Origin of the sequence: Actinomadura fibrosa (assembly GCF_900659615.1) — a bacterium.
Taxonomy (GTDB): Bacteria; Actinomycetota; Actinomycetes; order Streptosporangiales; family Streptosporangiaceae; genus Spirillospora; species Spirillospora fibrosa.
On sequence record NZ_CAACUY010000040.1, the window covers coordinates 26,465 to 43,169 of the forward strand.

At 72.2% G+C, this 16,705-nt stretch carries 17 protein-coding genes; 4 read left to right on the forward strand and 13 right to left on the reverse strand.

Annotated elements, in window-relative coordinates:
• Nucleotide 1 precedes the first annotated feature (1 nt).
• A complete protein-coding gene (locus E1300_RS16605) occupies nucleotides 2–1,096 on the forward strand; it encodes an NAD(P)-dependent alcohol dehydrogenase (protein ID WP_131757908.1) in 1,095 nt (364 codons plus the stop codon).
• A 20-nt stretch (nucleotides 1,097–1,116) separates the two neighbouring features.
• Here the strand turns inward: E1300_RS16605 and E1300_RS16610 are convergent, their stop codons facing one another.
• The 3 genes from E1300_RS16610 to E1300_RS16620 all read right to left on the reverse strand — a co-directional run bounded on the left by E1300_RS16610 (nucleotide 1,117) and on the right by E1300_RS16620 (nucleotide 4,515).
• Nucleotides 1,117–2,295, reverse strand: coding sequence for a beta-propeller fold lactonase family protein (locus E1300_RS16610; protein WP_131757909.1), 1,179 nt, complete (start codon nucleotides 2,293–2,295; stop codon nucleotides 1,117–1,119).
• A gap of 198 nt (nucleotides 2,296–2,493) precedes the next feature.
• The gene (locus E1300_RS16615; protein WP_207399780.1) at nucleotides 2,494–3,630 is read right to left on the reverse strand and encodes an epoxide hydrolase family protein; all 1,137 of its coding nucleotides are present in this window, start codon (nucleotides 3,628–3,630) and stop codon (nucleotides 2,494–2,496) included.
• Nucleotides 3,631–3,717: 87 nt separating this feature from the next.
• Nucleotides 3,718–4,515, reverse strand: a complete 798-nt coding sequence (locus E1300_RS16620; protein WP_207399781.1) for an AraC family transcriptional regulator — start codon at nucleotides 4,513–4,515, stop codon at nucleotides 3,718–3,720.
• Between the two features lie 142 nt (nucleotides 4,516–4,657).
• Here E1300_RS16620 and E1300_RS16625 point away from each other — a divergent pair, with 142 nt between their 5' ends.
• Nucleotides 4,658–5,329, forward strand: a complete 672-nt coding sequence (locus tag E1300_RS16625; protein WP_131757911.1) for an alpha/beta fold hydrolase — start codon at nucleotides 4,658–4,660, stop codon at nucleotides 5,327–5,329.
• On the opposite strand, the gene E1300_RS53435 is transcribed toward E1300_RS16625, so the two are convergent.
• From E1300_RS53435 to E1300_RS16640, 3 genes are read right to left on the reverse strand one after another with little or no spacing between them, the layout of a single operon-like run.
• Complete coding sequence (locus tag E1300_RS53435) at nucleotides 5,309–5,680, reverse strand: DUF397 domain-containing protein (protein WP_131757912.1); 372 nt, start codon at nucleotides 5,678–5,680, stop codon at nucleotides 5,309–5,311. The two genes, E1300_RS16625 and E1300_RS53435, sit on opposite strands and share 21 nt — an antisense overlap.
• Nucleotides 5,681–5,690: 10 nt before the next feature.
• On the reverse strand, nucleotides 5,691–5,891 hold the full coding sequence (locus E1300_RS16635) for a DUF397 domain-containing protein (RefSeq protein ID WP_131757913.1): 201 nt from the start codon (nucleotides 5,889–5,891) through the stop codon (nucleotides 5,691–5,693).
• Nucleotides 5,888–6,739 (reverse strand): helix-turn-helix domain-containing protein, encoded by an 852-nt coding sequence (locus E1300_RS16640; RefSeq protein ID WP_131757914.1) that lies wholly within the window; start codon nucleotides 6,737–6,739, stop codon nucleotides 5,888–5,890. The genes E1300_RS16635 and E1300_RS16640 overlap by 4 nt, the downstream gene beginning before the upstream one ends.
• 147 nt (nucleotides 6,740–6,886) lie before the next feature.
• Between E1300_RS16640 and E1300_RS16645 the strand changes: the two genes are divergently transcribed.
• A complete protein-coding gene (locus tag E1300_RS16645; protein WP_131757915.1) occupies nucleotides 6,887–7,291 on the forward strand; it encodes an ATP-binding protein in 405 nt (134 codons plus the stop codon).
• A 12-nt stretch (nucleotides 7,292–7,303) separates the two neighbouring features.
• On the opposite strand, the gene E1300_RS16650 is transcribed toward E1300_RS16645, so the two are convergent.
• The 5 genes from E1300_RS16650 to E1300_RS16670 form a co-directional block, all read right to left on the reverse strand.
• Entirely contained in the window at nucleotides 7,304–10,192 is a 2,889-nt protein-coding gene (locus E1300_RS16650) for a type 1 periplasmic-binding domain-containing protein (RefSeq protein ID WP_131757916.1), read from the reverse strand.
• 113 nt (nucleotides 10,193–10,305) lie between these two features.
• Complete coding sequence (locus E1300_RS16655) at nucleotides 10,306–11,454, reverse strand: NAD(P)H-dependent flavin oxidoreductase (RefSeq protein ID WP_131757917.1); 1,149 nt, start codon at nucleotides 11,452–11,454, stop codon at nucleotides 10,306–10,308.
• A 50-nt stretch (nucleotides 11,455–11,504) separates the two neighbouring features.
• Complete coding sequence (locus E1300_RS16660) at nucleotides 11,505–11,906, reverse strand: Zn-ribbon domain-containing OB-fold protein (RefSeq protein WP_131757918.1); 402 nt, start codon at nucleotides 11,904–11,906, stop codon at nucleotides 11,505–11,507.
• Nucleotides 11,907–11,908: 2 nt separating this feature from the next.
• A complete protein-coding gene (locus tag E1300_RS16665; RefSeq protein WP_131757919.1) occupies nucleotides 11,909–13,075 on the reverse strand; it encodes a thiolase family protein in 1,167 nt (388 codons plus the stop codon).
• Nucleotides 13,076–13,331: 256 nt separating this feature from the next.
• Complete coding sequence (locus E1300_RS16670; RefSeq protein WP_131757920.1) at nucleotides 13,332–14,366, reverse strand: GlxA family transcriptional regulator; 1,035 nt, start codon at nucleotides 14,364–14,366, stop codon at nucleotides 13,332–13,334.
• 88 nt (nucleotides 14,367–14,454) lie between these two features.
• On the opposite strand from E1300_RS16670, the gene E1300_RS16675 reads away from it, so the two are divergent.
• Entirely contained in the window at nucleotides 14,455–15,123 is a 669-nt protein-coding gene (locus E1300_RS16675; protein WP_131757921.1) for an HD domain-containing protein, read from the forward strand.
• Between the two features lie 95 nt (nucleotides 15,124–15,218).
• Here the strand turns inward: E1300_RS16675 and ehuA are convergent, their stop codons facing one another.
• Together ehuA and ehuD are read right to left on the reverse strand one after the other, a co-directional pair.
• Nucleotides 15,219–16,064, reverse strand: coding sequence for an ectoine/hydroxyectoine ABC transporter ATP-binding protein EhuA (ehuA, locus tag E1300_RS16680; protein ID WP_131757922.1), 846 nt, complete (start codon nucleotides 16,062–16,064; stop codon nucleotides 15,219–15,221).
• Entirely contained in the window at nucleotides 16,051–16,704 is a 654-nt protein-coding gene (gene ehuD / locus E1300_RS16685) for an ectoine/hydroxyectoine ABC transporter permease subunit EhuD (RefSeq protein WP_207399783.1), read from the reverse strand. The genes ehuA and ehuD overlap by 14 nt, the downstream gene beginning before the upstream one ends.
• Nucleotide 16,705: the final 1 nt, after the last annotated feature.

Below are 16,705 nucleotides of genomic sequence, written 5' to 3' on the forward strand. Positions count from 1 at the left end.
CATGAGGACCACGGCCGGCTGGCAGAGCCTTGACCCGACCACCAATGCGCTGACCCGCGTCACCTTCGAGCGGCGCGACCTGCGGCCCGATGACATCGCCGTGCGGATCGACTACTGCGGGGTCTGCCACAGCGACCTGCACCGCATCCACGGAATGCTCGGCGAGAAGGACCTCGTCCCCGGCCACGAGGCGACCGGCGTCGTCGTCGGCACCGGCCAGGCCGTCACCGGCTTCGCCGAGGGCGACCGGGTCGCCATCGGCACGATCATCGACTCGTGCGGCGCGTGCGCCATGTGCCTGGCCGGGCAGGAGAACTACTGCTACCAGCGCCCGACCACCACCTACGGCGGCACTGACCGCATCGACGGCACCCAGACCAAGGGTGCCTACAGCCGTGAGTACGTCCTGCGCGAGAAGTTCGCGTTCCACCTGCCCGACGGGCTCGACCCGGCCGCCGCGGCGCCGCTCATGTGCGCCGGTGTCAGCGTCTGGGAGCCGCTGAGGGCCACGGGTGTCGGCCCAGGCGCCCGCGTGGCCGTCGCCGGCCTCGGCGGGCTCGGCCACCTCGCGGTCAAGCTCGCCACCGCGCTGGGAGCCGAGGTCACCGTCCTCAGCCGCAGCACGGCCAAAGAGCGGGACGCCTGGCGTCTCGGGGCGACCGGACTGCTCGTGACCACCGACGAGGCCCAGGTCGCCGCCGCACGGGGCCGCTTCGACCTCATCCTCGACACCATCTCGGCCGACCATGAGCTCTCACCGCTCATCGGCATGCTGGACCTCGACGGGACCCTGTGCGTCCTCGGAAACCCCCTGCTGGCCGGGCCGAAGCTCTGGGAACTCGGAGCCGGCCGCAAGAGGCTCACCTCCTCCGGCACGGGAGGACGGCGGCGGGCTGCGGAAATGCTCCGGTTCTGCGCCGAGCACGGCATCACAGCCGACGTCGAGATACTTCCCTCAAGCGAGATCGAAACCGCTTTGAACCGCCTTGCCGCCGGCGACGTTCACTACAGGTTCGTGCTGGACATGTCCGACCTCGACACGGAGGCGACCGCCCCAGACGGGTTCGCCGGTCGGCCGATCCATCCAGCGCACTAGAACGTCGCGGGTCGATACGGCTAGTGGGGTGAGACGGCGATGCCTTCGGGGCCCAGGCCGACGGGAACGGTGCCGATGACGGTGTTGGTGAACGCGTCGATGATCGAGAACGTGTTGTCCCTGTTGTTCGTCACGTACACGCGCTCGCCGCCCGGTTCCACGGCGACGCCCTCGGGACGGTGGCCGACGGGGATCGTCGCGATGACCCGGAGGAGGCAGTCGTCGAGGACGGAGACGGTGTCGGAGCGGGCGTTGGCGACGTAGACGCGGTCGCCGTACGGGGCCCCGGCGGCGCCGAGCGGCGACCTGCCGACGGGGATCGTCGCGACAGGGTCGCCCGTGGGGTCGTCCACGGTGACGTCCCGCGAGCCGGTGTTGGCCACGTACACGCGCCCGGGGCCGGGCAGCGCGGAGCCGGGCAGGGCGACGCCCGCGGGGAACGTCCCCGCGGGGAAGAGCGCGACCACGCGGTTGATGCGCGGGTCGATCAGCGACACCGAGTGCCCGCCGTTGTTGGACACGTAGACCCGCGACCCGTCCGCGGGGATGGCCACGCTGTGCGGCAGCGGCCCCGCCGGGATCGTCGCGACGGGCGCGTTGGAGCGCTGGTCGATCACGGTGACGGTGTCGGAGCCGTGGTTGGCGACGTACACGGCGACCGGGGACGCGCCGACGCCGAACGGCTGCCGCCCCACCGGGACGGTCGCGACGACCCGGTAGGTGCTGGTGTCGATCACCGAGACCGTGTTGGAGCCGGAGTTGGCGGCGTAGGCGTGCTGGCCGTCGGGGGCCACGGTCACGCCGACGGGGGCGTCCCCGACGGGCACGACCGCGAGCGTCTCCTCCAGCCGCGGGTCCCAGATCGTCACGGTGTCGGAGCCGGTGTTGGCCACGAACACGCGGATCCGCGCCGGGTACCGGCGCTTGCCGGGCCTCGGTTCGGTCCTGTGGGCCGGTCCGGTGGACTTGGCGGGGGCCGCCTTCGCGGCGGCCGTGACCCGGCAGGGCGCCGCTTTCGGGGCGGCTTCGGAAGCGGCCGCCGGCGCGGAGGCGGGCCGTGGTGCGACGACGTCCGCCGTGGTGAGCCCGGCGGTGGCCAACGCGATCACGGGGACCGCCAGGACGGGAGCGAACCGAGCCCGCAGGGACACCGGCCGGGCGGCGGGGAAGGCGCCGCGGCGCCTCGGATGTAAGATCATCGGTCACTCACAGTAGTGATCGTGCGCATGTCGCGCGCTGTGTCCGGTGCGTCTCGCAGGCTCCGCTCTGTTCACAGTACGTAATCGTAACATCACGAATAGGAGATTCCGTGGCGTGCGCAACCTTGCCGCCCGCTTGGCCGTATCCGGGGATGCCCACGACGAATGTGACTCTCCGTGACCATTCGAGGTCCGGTTCTAGGCGGTGCGCAGGGGGCGGAGGAACTCGATGATGTCGGCGGCCAGCAGGTCCGGCTCCTCGTGCGCGGCGAAATGGCCGCCGCGCGGCATGCGCGTGTAGCGCGTCACGTTGTAGGTGCGCTCGGCCCAGGCGCGCGGCGGACGGCTCAGGTCGGCGGGGAACACCGCGACGCCGGTGGGGACGTCCACGCGCTTCACGCGGGTCGTGAGGCCCTGGGCGTACTCGTAGTAGGGCCTGAAGGACGTGGAGATCGTGCGGGTGAACCAGTAGAGGGACGCCTGGGTGAGGACGAAGTCGTCGCTGAACCGGGACGCGAGGTCACCGCCGGAATCGCTCCATGCCCGGTACTTCTCCACCAGCCACGACAGCAGCCCGGCGGGCGAGTCGGCCAGCGCGGGGGCGAGCGTGAGGGGCCTGGTGCTCTGCTGGTGCTGGTAGCCGCCTTCCTGCGCCGTCCATGCGGCGATCGCGTCGAGATGCGCCTGTTCCTCCGGTTCGAGGGTCGCCGGGTCGTACTCGGCCGGTTGGGCGACGGCCAGAAGGTGGATGCCGACGACCTCGTCCGGATGGGCCTCGGCCAGGCGCGAGGTGATCCCAGCGCCCAGATCGCCGCCGTGCGCCGCGTATCGCTCGAATCCGAGCTCCTCGCGCATGAGCCGGTGCCACAGCTCGTGGGTTTGCTCGCCATCGAGCCTGGGCCGCTGCGGGGAGAACCCGAAACCGGGCAAGGACGGCACGATGACGGTCAAGGCGTCCGCTGCCGAACCCCCGTGCCGCGACGGTGCGGACAGCCTTTCTGCCAGGGCCGTCAACTCCAGGAACGAGCTGGGCCACCCGTGGGTCAGCACGATCGGCAGCGCCCCCGGCCGTTCGCCGTCGAACCGCAGGTAGTGGACGGGCGTCCCGTCCAGGTCCGCCACGTGCGAGGGCAGGGCGTTGATCGCGGCCTCGTGCGCCCGCCAGTCGTACCCGCCGGCCCAGTACCGCACGAGGCGCCGCAGCTCCGCCGGGTCGGTGCCGGCGTCCCAGCCGTCCACCGGCCAGGGCTCGGCCCACCGGGTGGCGGCCAGCCGGGCGCGCAGCCCGTCCAGCTCGTCCTCGCTGACGGCGATCATGGCCGAGGCGTACGTCATGGGCCCTCCTGGCGCTGGGACGGTCGACCGGGCGCCGAACAAGCGCTCGAACCCGTGTAGACGGTCGTAACCGGAGGGTGAAACGAATCATTCCGAGGCGACTGGCGCCGCCGGAGCCGGGAACGGAGGGCGGTGGCCTAGGGCCCCGACCCGATGGCGGCCCGGAGTCGTCCCCATGATCTTGGTAAAGGCCGCGATGAAGGCACTCGGGCTCGCCCATCCGCAGGCGTGAGCGGTCCGGACGGTGTCGTGGCCGTCGGCGAGGAGCACCAGCGCGTGGCAGATCCGCAACTGCGTGCGCCACTCGTAGAAAGTCATGCCGAACTCGCTGCGGAACAGGCGGCTCAGGGTGCGGGTGCTGGCTCCGATGGCTTTCCCGAGCTCGCCCAGCGTGGAGTCGTCCGCCGGTGTTTCGTAGAGGATCCGCGCGATGGCCTGGAGCCGGTCGTCCCGTGGCTGCGGCAGATGCAGCGGCTCCTCGTACGCCTCGCGGAGTTCGTCGACGAGGACGCGGAGGAGGCGGGCCTGCGCGGCGCGACTGTAGCCGGACGCGGCGTCGCCGTAGTTGCGGGGCCCGGTCAGGGCGAGCAGGACCTCGCGGGCGAGGCCGGAGGCCAGGAACACGGCGGGATCGTCCGGGAGGAACCGGGCGATGGACGGCGCGAGGAAGACGATGCGCATATCAGTTTCGCCGTGGGCGCGGTGGTGGTGCGTGAACCCGGCGGGAGTCCAGGCGACCCGGTCGGCGGGGACGATCGACGTGCCGCGCTCGGTGTTCACCGCCAGAACACCGCTGGCCGCGTAGACGAGGTGACCCCGATCATGCGACTGCGCCGCGCTCGTCTCACCGGACGCCCAGAGGTGGCGCCCACCGGACGGCCACACACGCGACCTCGTACCGGCGATCTGACCACTTGGGCGGCGAACAGACATCACTTGGCATCGTATCGGTGGCAAGCCAAACCCCTGACCTGGTGGCATTGGGCGTAACTCGATGACCCGCACGACTCGCGAGAAGGGAAGACGCATGGCGACGCTCGTCCTCGTACCCGGCGGCTGGCACGGCGCCTGGTCGTTCGAGGCGGTGGTCCCGCTGCTGGAGCGGGCCGGTCATGCCGTCCACGCCCTGACCCTGACCGGTCTGCGGCCGGACGACGACGCCGCGACGGTCGCCGCCGCCAACCTCGACACGCACGCGGACGACGTGCTGCGGCTCCTCGACCGCGCCTCCCTCACCGGCGTTACGCTGGTCGGCCACAGCTACGGCGGGATGGTCATCGCCGCCGCGGCCGACCGCGCCGCTGGCCGGATCTCCCGGCTGGTGCATCTCGACGCCTACGTCCCGCGCGACGGCGAGTCATGCTGGTCCCTGACGACCGAGCGCTACCGTCAGGCGTTCGCCGCCGGTGCCGCGACCACCGGCTACGCCGTCCGTCCGCCGGAGGGCGGCGACCCCCGCCGCCGTCCGCATCCCCTGGCCTCGTTCCTGCAAGCGGTCCGGCTCACGGGCGCTTACGCACAGATCCCCACTCGGGAGTTCGTCTACTGCTCAGGCTGGGAGGACCGGACGCCGTTCGCCGACCTCCGCGCCCGCCTCCAAGCCGACCCCGACTGGCGGGTGCACGACCTCCCGACCGCCCACAACCCCATGCGAGAAGCCCCAAACGCAGTAGCCGCACTACTGCTGGGCACTAGCTGAAGCTTCCCGCGCCTTCACGCTGTCGAGGAAGCACTGCCACGCCTGTGCGTCGATGGCGAGGACGGGGCCGTCCGGGTCCTTGGAGTCGCGGACGGCCACCACCCGCGCCACCCGCGCAACCTCCACGCACTCTTCGAGGTGAGAACCGCTCCTGCTGCTCTTGCGCCAAGCGCTCGTAACCTCCACGCACTCCTGGAATTGGGATCCGCTGCGACTGCTCTTGCGCCATGCGGTCGCGACCTCGACGCACTCCTGAGCTTGCGAACCGCTATGGCTGCTCTTGCGCCAGACGTGATCAGACAAGAGATGTCTCCCTCCGTGTGGACGGCGTACAGGGGTCAGGTCTGGCATCCTTGCCTGCTCAGGTGCCGTAGGTCTTGAGCGTGGTCAGGAGGCCTCGCCACACCTGTGCGTCGATGGCGAGGACGGGGCCGTCCGGGTCCTTGGAGTCGCGGACGGCAACGGCCCACGCCACCCGCGCGACCTCCACGCACTCCTGGAATTGGGATTCGCTGCGGCTGCTCTTGCGCCATACAAGATCGGCGAATTGGGATTCCCTCATAGTTCCGACAGTATCTCTAGCATGAGTTCTCGTGAATCCTCTTTCGTTAGAGCGACCTCTTTAGCGTAGTTGTAGACGCTCCTGTAGCGGGTGATCTCTGCGGGCTCCTCTCTGACGAGTCGGCTGGTGATCTCATCGATCAGGACGAGACTGAGAATCGGCGGCCTGCCGATGTCGAGTAGCTGGAATTGCCCTGTGTAGGCAGGCCCAGGGTCTACCGCGAAGGGAAGTACCTGGAGGTTGACGTGCTCCTGATCGCACTCTTGGATGAGCCTTCGCACTTGAGAGCGCATCACGGTCCGTCCACCCCGCATGCGGCGCAGGGCTGCCTCGTCGATGATCACATGTAGCGAAGTCGGGGGATCGCGCAGCAGGATCTGCTGCCTCGCGAGGCGGAACTCCACCAACCGTTCAGCGCGGTCTGGTTGGGGAGCCTGCGGATCGGCGCGGAGGACCGTGCGAGCGTAGTCGGCGGTCTGGAGGAAGCCGGGAATGACCGCAGTCTGGGTACTGATGATGTCAGCGCTGTCCCATTCGACTGAGGCGAAGTCGCGGGCGTCGTGGGAGATGACGTCCTTGTAGGCGTCCCACCAGCCTGTTTGCTTGTGTTGTCGCGCCAGGGTCATCAGGGCGTCGCGGACGTCGGGAGGGGCCTTGTAGCGGTCGAGGATGTATTCGAGGTCGCGGAAGCGGAGCCACTGGTTGCCCTTTTCGATCAGGCACAGGGACGTGGTGGAGCGTTCGAGGCGGCGGCTCGCGGCCTTGAGGGTGAGTCCCGACTCTTCCCTGAGGTCGTGGAGCACCCGACCGATCTTGCGGAGGCGGACGGTGGAGGCGGGATTCGTCATGTGGTCAGGCTGTCACGCTCCGAAGTCGCGAAGTCAAGGGATTCCTGGAACGCGAAAAATCCCGTGACGGGAACTCACTGACCACACGGAACGTGTCGAGATGGTAGCGCTGTGCGATGAGGCTGGTGGCATGAGAGAGGGGCTTTGATGGCCATCAGTGAGGTGATCGCGGTGCTCACGCTGCCGGGTGTGGAGCAGTCGGCGGCGCATGTGCGGGTGTTCGTCCGGGACGTCCTGGGCGAGGACCATCCGTCCTTGGACGACGTGCAGACGTGTGTGAACGAGGCCTTCACCAACGGGATCGAGCACACGGCGTCCGGGCGCGGCGGGAAGGTGACGGTGCTGTTCTCCACGGTGGACGGGGAGATCGTCGCCGAAGTGACCGACGACGGGGCGTGCGGGGCGCGGCCGGTGATGCGGGACGATCCGCTAGCCGAAAACGGGCGCGGCCTCCGAATCATCGACGCGCTGACCAGGGCGTGGGGGATCAGGGTGGACGGCGGGCGGACGACGGTGTGGATGCGGTTTCCCGGGCCGCCGCCGCTGCGGTGAGCCGGGAGACGGTCAGCAGCGGGGGAGCTTGCCGGCGCGGACGCCGCCGTTGAGCTGTCCGCAGATGGCGGTGGACTGCGGGCGGCCGTTCACGAGGGTCACCCTGACGAGCGTGAGGCCTCGGGGACGGGGGGCGGCGGATTTGCGGTGGTCCCCGGTGAAGTCGATGTCGCCGGTGGCGGAGCCGCCGCGCCGCACGTACAGGTTGTGGAGTTCCTCCAGGACGGCGCCGCTCGTCACGGAGCGGCCGCCGGTGACGAGCCGGGGGCCGAGGAACGTGTAGGCGTTCTGGGCGGCCTCGGCGATGGCGATCGTGGCGTCGAAGGTGAGGGCCATCTGCCCGTCCACCAGCAGGGGCTCGTCGGGCTTGACGCGCGGGACGCCGATGCCGAACCGGCCGCGGGCCATGAGGAAGAAGTCGTCGGTGAGGTCGGCGTCGCCGGTGAGCAGGTTCGGCAGGTGGACGAACGCGGTGTGGTAGACGGTGACGTTCGCGGGGAGCCGCACCTCGTGGGGGCCGGTGCCGAATCGGGTCTTGGTGACGTCGTCGCCGGCGATCAGGAGCAGGCGGCGCCTCGTGCAGCCGCCCTGGACGAGGCCGTTGGTGAGCCCGGCGAGGTCCTCGGCGCGTCCGGCGAAGTAGACGAGGGTGTACGGGGCGCCGGTGCGGGCGCAGGCGGCCTTGACGGTGCCGGAGACGTCGCCGGCGCCGGTGTAGGTGACGTGGTCGATGGGGGCGGGGGAGAGGGCGCGTGCGGCGTCGCCGGCGATCTCGCTGCTGTAGACGTCCTCGGTCGGGCCGGTCGGGCCGGATGTCTTCGGTGCGTCCGAGCCGGCGGACGACCGGTACACCAGCATGGCGCGTGCCACCTTCTTCACCTTGGCGTCGCGGAGGGCGGCCGACGTCGCGGCGGCCTCCTCGCGGTTCGTGGCGGCGAGGCGGTAGTAGTGGGGGAGGTCGGGGAGCTTGTCCGAGGAGTTGACGGTGTTGACCACGGGCAGGCCGGCGCGGGTGAGGCGCTGGATGGCGGTGCGGGACGGTCCGGTGTTGCGGCCGAAGCCGACGACGCCGACGACGGACGGGTCGCGCCGGGCCACGTGCAGGATGCGCTCGGCGGTCTCCTCGGACAGGGCCATGTCGCGTCCGGCGTTGGCGGGCAGAATCCGGACCTTGAGCGCGTTGCCGACCTCGCCGGAGTTGCCGTGCTGGTTGTTGCGGACCTGCGCTAGGTAGGCGCCCGCCAGTTCGCGGATGCTGGAGACGGTGAGTTCGCTCTGTCCCGCGCCGAACGTGAACGTGCCGACGTAGACGAGGGTGACGTAGGGGTCCGGCCCGGCGGCGATGCGGCGGTTCTCGGCGTCGATGCGCCGCTGGAGGTCGGCGAGGGTGATGTGGCCGCCGGTGCTGGCGGCGGACGGGTGCCGCGCGTCGCCGTCCATGCCGATGCTGTCGCGGCCGCGCTCGAACCGGACGCCGTGGGTGGAGACGCCGACGCATTCGCGGCTGCCGTCGGGGTTCTCCTGCTGGCGGGTGTCGCCGTTCCAGGACATCGGCAGGCCGACGCTGCAATAGGTGCTGCGGAGGTGGGCCTGGACGAGGGTGAGGGCGAGCGCGCAGGCGACGGCGGCGGCGATGAGGCTGCGCCAGGACCACAGCCACGTCCAGCGGGGGCGGCGGCGGGGCGCGAAGGCGGGCGCGTCGTCGGCGGGGCGGTCGGTGTCGGGGTCGCCGCCGACGGGCAGGCGCAGCAGCCACGGCAGCGGGACGGACTCGCTGGGGCCCTGCGCGGTGCCGAGCGAGTCCCGCCACCGCTCGTAGCGGTCGCGGGGCGCGCCGCCGGGCGGCGGCGGGCCGATCTCGTCGCGGGCGGCGGCGTCGATGGACGCGATGACGATCAGCGGGTGGAACTCGCTGCGGCGGGCGCGGATGTCGCTCATCGCCGTCAGGACGGCCAGACCGCCGTTGCGGCGGGACGCGCGGGACAGGAACACGACGGGCGGGGCGGGGCGCTTGAAGCCGCGCAGGCTGGGCGCGAGCCGCCGGTACTGGTCGCGCATGTCCTCCAGCAGCGCGAACGTCTTGATCTGGAGCAGGAACCGGGCGGCGTCCGGCTGGGTGAGCCGCTCCGACACGCGGTGCAGCCGGCCCTCGAAGCCCAGGTCGTCGCCGTCCTCGTCGCCGTCGCCGAGGACGGCGAAGAACGAGGTCCGCGCGAACCAGCGGTAGCGGCTGCCGTACCCGGCGTTGGACAGGACGGGCAGCCAGACGCGCCGGGCGGTGAGCCCGGCGACGAGCAGCAGGATCCCGGCGATGACGGCCGCGGCGGTGACGAGGATGCGGCGCGGCGTCTGCTCGGCGATGCCGCCCGCGAGGACGGCGATGACCGCGACGAGCGAGGCGCCGACCGTCGACCACCAGGCGGGGGCGCGCAGCGCGCCGCCCTGCCAGGGGAACAGCCCCGCGTGCTCGTTCCAGCGGGCGACGGTGGCGACGGGCGAGCGCCGGTACGGGGGCGGGGCGGGGGAGCCGTCGGGGCCGGGTTCGGCGGCCGCGGCCTGGATCGTCCGGACGAGGTCCGAGCGGGGGAAGCGGAGGCGGCCGAACTGGGAGCGGGTGCGGCTCCAGGTGAGCGGCTGGGAGAGGGAGTCGACGAGCGCGATCGCGGCGGCCTGGCTGTCGGCGGAGTCGGCCAGCTCGGGCGACACCGCCGACAGCGCCAGCTCGCTCGCGAGGTGGCGCAGCTCGTCCAGGTGCGGTTCGGGGTCGTCGTCGTCGGTGGCGGGTTCCAGGACGGTCACCGGGAACGGGCGGGAGTCGAGCCGCCAGGGCAGCCGCCCGGTCATCCAGGCGAAGAGCGCGAGCAGGCCGCGTCCGGGCTCGGGGAGTGGGGGACTGACCACGGCCGACCTCCCCGAGCGGAATTTTCCTCGCAGCCTAGGGCCCGCTCACGGGGGCGGTGGTGAACCGGAGCACCGTCGCGGCGGCCGAAACCGGACGGTTCGCCTTCCGGGGGTCAGTCGCCCGCGGTCAGGGCGTTGAGGCGGTCGACGGCGTCCGTGAACTCCTCGACCATGTCGTAGACGACCTGGCGGGCGGGCTTCACGGTGTTCATCAGGCCGACGCACTGGCCGACGAAGTAGTTGGCGAGCTCCTGGGCGCCCGGGTTGCCGGACTCGGCGACCTTGGTGATCTGCCGCATGGCGCCCTCCGCGACGATCATCTGGAGGGGCATGCCGAGCGGGCCGGGGCTCGCGGGGCCGTCCCACTCCTCCGTCCAGGCGGAGCGGAGCTGGCGGGCGGGCTTGCCGGTGCGGGACCGGGACCGGACGGTGTCGCGGGACGTCGCGGCGAGCATCTTCGCCTTCACCGGCGGCGAGGTCTCGGCCTCCTCGGTGGTGAGCCACACCGACCCGCACCACACGCCGGACGCGCCGAGGGCCATCGCGGCGGCCATCTGCCGTCCGGTGGCGATGCCGCCCGCGGCGAGGACCGGGACGGGCGCGACGGTGTCCACGACCTCCGGGACGAGGACCATCGTGGAGATCTCGCCGGTGTGGCCGCCCGCCTCGCCGCCCTGGGCGACGACGAGGTCGACGCCCGCGGCGACCTGGCGGCGGGCGTGCTCGGCGGTGCCGACGAGCGCGGCGACGGGGATCCCGGCGGCCTTGGCCTTCTCGACCATCACCGGCGGGGGCGTGCCGAGGGCGCTCGCGATGAGCCGGATCGGGTGGGCGAGCGACACGTCGATCAGCTCGCCCGCGCCCTCCTTGGTGACCTGCGTGCCGCCGCGCGCGTTGGAGCGCTTGGCCTTCTCGAAGTCGGGCAGCGGGACGCCGTACTTGTCGAACAGGCCCGTCAGGAACGTCCAGTGCTCGGCGGGGATCGCGGCGAGCATGGTGTCGAGGCCACCGTCGCCGCGCCCGGCCCGCTCCGCCGACTCGTCGATCCTCCCGGGGACGAGGACGTCGACGCCGTAGGGGCGGCCGCCGACGTGGTCGTCGATCCAGCGCAGCTCCTCCTCCAGCCGCTCGGGCGTGTAGGCGACGGCGCCGAGGACGCCGAGCCCGCCGGCGTTGGTGACGGCGGCGACGACGTCGCGGCAGTGGCTGAAGGCGAACAGCGGGAACTCGATGCCGAACCGTTCGCAGACCTCGGTGCGCATGGCTCCGACGCTAGAGGACCGAACGCCATTCGGTCCAGTGGCGGCCGGGATCAGGCGATGAGGCGGAACAGCACGTACGACTCGCCCTCGTCCGGGTGGACGAACGACGCGCGCAGCGGCAGCCCCTCGTGCAGGTCCCCCTGCTCGACGCCGTCCAGGCGCGCGTGCAGCCACGGCCCCTCGGCCAGCTCGACCAGCGCCAGGAACGCCGGCGGCGGGACCGTCCCGTCCTCGGCGGGACGGCCGTGCGTGACCGTCCAGGTGACGAGGGACGCCTCGCCGCTCGCCTCGGCCCACGCGAGGTCCTCGTCGCCGCAGCCGGGGCAGGCGACCGCGTCCGGCGCGTACCAGCGGTCGCACGCCTCGCAGCGCTTCACGACGAGCCGGTCCGCGGCGGTGCCGTCGAAGAACGGGTCGGTGCGGCCGTCCCGCCGCAGGATGCCGATCTCCATCGCTAGGCCCCCTTCGGGTGCGGGCTGACGATCAGCGTCGCGTGGTGGTCCAGGATGCCGCCGTTGCCGCTGACCAGGATCACGTCGTTCGACGGGGCCTGGCGCTCCCCGCCGTCCCCGCGCGCCTGGATCACCGCCTCCGACAGCGGCGTCATCCCCCACATGTAGTAGGCGGACAGCTGCCCGCCGCCGGTGTTCGTCGGCAGCGACCCGCCCGGGCCGAGCGCGCCGGACGCCGCGAACGCGCCGCCCTCGCCCTTCGCGCAGAACCCGTAGTCCTCCAGCGACACCAGCACGGTGTAGGTGTAGCAGTCGTACAGCTCGCACACGTCCACGTCGGACGGGGTGATCCCGGCCATCTTCATCGCGCCCGCGCCGGACGCGGCGGCGCCCGTCGTCAGCCCGAACTCGCTGCCGCGCTCCTTGCGGTGCCCCGGATGCCCCTGCCCCCAGCCCCACAGGTGGACGGGCGGGCGCGCCAGGTCGCGGGCCCGGTCCGCGCCGGTGACGATCACGGCGATCGCGCCGTTGGAGACCAGGCAGCAGTCCAGCAGGTGCAGCGGCTCGGCGACCCACCGGGACGCCTGGTGGTCGGCGAGCGTGATCGGCTCGCGCATCTGCGCGAGCGGGTTGCGGGCGGCCCACTGCCGCGTCGACACGGCGATCGCGCCGAGCTGCTCGCTGGTCGTCCCGTACCGGGCCATGTGCCGCTGCGCCGCCAGCGCGTAGAAGGCGTTGACGCTGCGCAGCCCGAGCGCCGCCGTCATGCCGCCGAACCCGTACCACTCCCGGGCGTCGCGGTGGTACGCCGAGCCCGCCGACTGCTTCGGCTTGAGCGGCGCGTCCGCGAACACGCAGGCCACCGTGGTCGCGGCGCCGCTCAGCACCGACATCGCCGCGTAGGACACCATCGCCCCGGCGGTGGCGCCGAACGCGTTGACCTGGGCGAGCAGCCGCAGGTCGCGCAGCCCGAGGGTGTCGGCCAGCTCGATGCCGGGGGAGCCGCCCATGCCGTGGCTGACGAGCAGCCCGTCCAGGTCGCCGAGGGCGAGGCCCGCGTCGGCGGCGGCGAGCCGCACCGCGTCCGCGGCGAGGCGCCGCGGGCTGCGCCCGTAGACCTTGCCCAGCTCCGTCATCCCGAGCCCGGCGATCGCCGTGCCGTCAGTCATGGGTGCCGCCGCTCATGGGTGCCGCCGATCGTGGATGCGTCAGCATGGGTATCCGCGTCCCTCCGCGTCCGAACCGCCCTCCGCCTTGCGCAGAGCCACGGTACCGAATGACGTTCGGTGCCCTCCAAGCGGGGCACCGCAAGAACCACCACGAAACCCGGCCGCGCCGACGGGGCTCAGCTGCTCGGCTGGCTCACGCGGCGGCGGTCACGTAGTGGCGTGCTTGCGCGGCGGTGGTTCGACCGTGCGGCGGGGCTCACACGCTGGTCGGGGACGTGGTGATGCGGGTGCGGAAGGTGCTGCGGTAGGCCTGCGGGGACGCGCCGACGCGGCGGGCGAAATGGGCGCGCAGGGTCACGGGCGAGGCGAAGCCCGACGCGGCGGCGACCCGCTCGATCGGCAGGTCCGTGCTCTCCAGCAGCTGCTGTGCGCGGCGGACCCGGGCGCGCGACAGCCACTGCTGCGGCGTCGTCCCCGCCTGCTCGCGGAACCGCCGGGTCAGCGTCCGGACGCTCACCGACGCGTGCCGCGCGATCTCGTCCAGGGTCAGCGGCCGGTGCAGGTTCGCCTCCAGCCACGCCAGGGTCGGCTGGAGGGCGGGACCGCCGTCCCGCGGGTCCTCGTGCCGGATGAACTGCGCCTGCCCGCCGTCCCGCTGCGGCGGCATGATGATGCGGCGCGCGGTCCGCGCGGCCGCCGCGGCGCCGTGGTCGCGCCGGACGAGGTGCAGGCACAGGTCGATCCCGGCGGCGACGCCCGCGGACGTGAGCACCCGCCCGCCGTCCACGAACAGCACGGACGGGTCGACGTCGATCCGCGGATGCCGCCGGGCCAGCTCCCGCGCGTACATCCAGTGCGTGGTGGCCCGCCGCCCGTCGAGCAGCCCGGCGGCGGCGAGGACGAACGCGCCCACGCAGATGGACGCGATCCGCGCGCCCCGGGCCGCGGCGTCGCGCAGCGCGTCCAGCACCTCCGCGGGCGCGGCGGGCGGCGGCTGCGGCGGCCGTCCGCCGGGACCGGTGTGGCCGGGGACGACGATCGTGTCCGCGGAGGCCAGCGCGTCCAGCCCGAAAGGCGAGGTCAGGCGCATGCGGCCGAGCATCGCGTCGGACTCCGCGCCGCCCGGCGGGGTGCACACGCGCGTCTCGTAGAGGGGGACGCCGCCCTCCGTCGTGGTCGCGCCGAACACCTGGCCCGGAACCGCGAGGTCGAACGCCACCACCCCGTCCATGGCCAGGACCGCGACGACGTGTACAGAACCGGGCGGGGGAGTCGGCGTCGGGGCGGGCATGGCCAGAACGTAGCGCACCACGGCAGCCTGGACACTGGTGACCGCCTCCGCCGGGCCTGGACGATCGGCTGCGTCCGACCGCCCGCCGATGGAGGAGACCCCCGTGGCCGACCACTTCACCGAGTTCGCGCTGCCCGACACCGACCTGGCCCGCAAGGCCCACGCCCTGGCCTTCGAGATCGAGACGCCGGCCCTGGCCAACCACAGCGTGCGCGGATACGTGTTCGCCCGCGCGCTCGCCGACGCGCGGAACCTCGTCCCCGGCTCCGACTACGACGACGAGGTGCTGTTCCTGGCGTGCGTCCTGCACGACGTGGGCCTCACCGAGCGCGGGAACGGCAACCAGCGCTTCGAGGTGGACGGCGCGGACCTCGCCGCGGACTTCCTCCGCGAGCAGGGCCTGAACGAGGCGCGGGCGCGGCTCGTCTGGGAGGCGATCGCGCTGCACACCAGCCTCGGCATCGCCGACCGGATGCGCGCCGAGACCGCCCTGGCGCACGCCGGGATCGGCGTGGACGTCACCGGGCCGGGCAGCGCACGGCTGCCCGAGGGCCTCGCGGAACGGACGCACCGGGCGTTGCCGCGCCTGGAGCCCGGCTGCGGACTCGCCGAGGCCATCGTCGCCCAGATCAGCCGCAATCCCGCCAAGGCGCCCTTTGGGTCGCTGCCCTACGAGATCGCCCGGCAGACGGGCGCCGACGCCCCACTCGTCCGCTGGGAGGATCTCGTCGGGCGCGCCTGGCCCGGCGTCGCCTGACGACCCGAAGGCGAGGCCGCCCGCGTTCCCGGGGCGACGGGAACGCGGGCGGCGTAAACGGCGAGCGGCGGGGCCGGGGCCGTGCCCGGGGCGGCTCAGGAGGCGAGGACCGCCTGGAGGAAGTCCCGGGTGCGCTGCTCGGACGGCTCACCGAAGATCCGGTCCGGTGGCCCCTCCTCGACGATCTGCCCCTGGTCGAACATCAGGACCCGGTCGGAGATGTCCTTGGCGAAGCCCATCTCGTGGGTCACGCAGAGCATCGTCAGGTCGCTCTCCCTGGCGATGTCGCGCAGCAGGTCCTGCACGCCGACGACGAGCTCCGGGTCGAGCGCGGAGGTGACCTCGTCCAGCAGCAGCACCCGCGGCTCCATGGCGAGGGCCCGCGCGATCGCCACGCGCTGCTGCTGCCCGCCGGAGAGCTGGGACGGATGCGCGTCGATCTTGTCGGCGAGCCCGACCATGTCCAGCAGGCCGCGGGCGCGCTCGACCGCCTCGTCCCGCGACAGCCCGAGCACCCGCACCGGCCCCTCGGTGAGGTTGCGCAGCACGTTCATGTTCGGGAACAGGTTGAACTGCTGGAACACCATGCCGATCCGCTTGCGCATCTCGTGCAGGTGCCGCTGGTTGGCCGGGACGCGTTTACCGCCCTTCTCCATGTGCCAGAGCGTGTCGTCGCCGACCCAGATCAGGCCGTCGTCGAGCTTCTCCAGCGTCATCAGCAGCCGCAGGATCGTGGTCTTGCCCGACCCGCTCGGCCCGATCAGCGTCACGCGCTCGCCCGGCGCCACGGAGAAGTCGAGCTCGCGGAGCACGACGTTGGAGCCGAACCGCTTGACGACCTTCTCGAACCGGATGCCCGGCGCGCCGCCGCGCGGCAGCACCGCCGCGGCGGCCTCCTTCTTCGGGGACGGGGCGTCGGGTGTGGTGTCAGTAGGTGGCATAGCGCCTCTCCAGGCGGCGGACGAGGATCGAGGACGGGACGCTGACGGCGACGAACAGCAGGCCGACCAGGGTGATGGGCTCCAGGAACATCAGGGACTTCGAGCCGACCTCGAAGGCCTCGTGCAGCAGCTCCGCGACGTTGATCGCCAGCAGCAGCGGGGAGTCCTTGAACATCGCGATGAGGTAGTTGCCGAGCGTCGGGATCACGCGGCGGACGGCCTGCGGCAGGATCACGTCCAGCCACACCCGCGACCTCGGCAGGTTCAGCGCGGTCGCGGCCTCCCACTGGCCGCGGGGGACGTCGGCGATCCCGGCCCGGTACACCTCGGCGGTGTAGGTCGAGTAGTGCAGGCCGAGGCCGATGATCCCGGTGGTCAGGGAGCTCAGGCTGAGCCCCCACGACGGCAGCACGTTGTAGAGGAAGAACAGCTGCACCAGCAGCGGCGTGCTGCGGATGAACTCGGTGATCCAGCGGACCGCCTGGTTCACGGCCGCGAACGGGGTGCGGCGCAGCAGCGTCCACACCATGCCGAGGACGATCGCGATGGCGTACCCGGCGAGCGTCGCGATGATCGTGTACCGCAGGCCCTTGAGGAGGTCGGGCAGGATGTCGCCGGTGTAGCTCCAGTCCCAGTCCACG

Excerpts from the sequence above, each read along its gene's own strand:
- E1300_RS16605 (WP_131757908.1), top strand. The coding sequence starts at position 2 with ATGAGGACCACGGCCGGCTGGCAGAGCCTTGACCCGACCACCAATGCG.
- E1300_RS16610 (WP_131757909.1), bottom strand. The coding sequence starts at position 2,295 with ATGATCTTACATCCGAGGCGCCGCGGCGCCTTCCCCGCCGCCCGGCCG.
- E1300_RS16615 (WP_207399780.1), bottom strand. The coding sequence starts at position 3,630 with ATGACGTACGCCTCGGCCATGATCGCCGTCAGCGAGGACGAGCTGGAC.
- E1300_RS16625 (WP_131757911.1), top strand. The coding sequence starts at position 4,658 with ATGGCGACGCTCGTCCTCGTACCCGGCGGCTGGCACGGCGCCTGGTCG.
- E1300_RS53435 (WP_131757912.1), bottom strand. The coding sequence starts at position 5,680 with ATGCCAGACCTGACCCCTGTACGCCGTCCACACGGAGGGAGACATCTC.
- E1300_RS16635 (WP_131757913.1), bottom strand. The coding sequence starts at position 5,891 with ATGAGGGAATCCCAATTCGCCGATCTTGTATGGCGCAAGAGCAGCCGC.
- E1300_RS16640 (WP_131757914.1), bottom strand. The coding sequence starts at position 6,739 with ATGACGAATCCCGCCTCCACCGTCCGCCTCCGCAAGATCGGTCGGGTG.
- E1300_RS16645 (WP_131757915.1), top strand. The coding sequence starts at position 6,887 with ATGGCCATCAGTGAGGTGATCGCGGTGCTCACGCTGCCGGGTGTGGAG.
- E1300_RS16655 (WP_131757917.1), bottom strand. The coding sequence starts at position 11,454 with ATGCGCACCGAGGTCTGCGAACGGTTCGGCATCGAGTTCCCGCTGTTC.
- E1300_RS16660 (WP_131757918.1), bottom strand. The coding sequence starts at position 11,906 with ATGGAGATCGGCATCCTGCGGCGGGACGGCCGCACCGACCCGTTCTTC.
- E1300_RS16665 (WP_131757919.1), bottom strand. The coding sequence starts at position 13,075 with ATGACTGACGGCACGGCGATCGCCGGGCTCGGGATGACGGAGCTGGGC.
- E1300_RS16670 (WP_131757920.1), bottom strand. The coding sequence starts at position 14,366 with ATGCCCGCCCCGACGCCGACTCCCCCGCCCGGTTCTGTACACGTCGTC.
- E1300_RS16675 (WP_131757921.1), top strand. The coding sequence starts at position 14,455 with ATGGAGGAGACCCCCGTGGCCGACCACTTCACCGAGTTCGCGCTGCCC.
- ehuA (WP_131757922.1), bottom strand. The coding sequence starts at position 16,064 with ATGCCACCTACTGACACCACACCCGACGCCCCGTCCCCGAAGAAGGAG.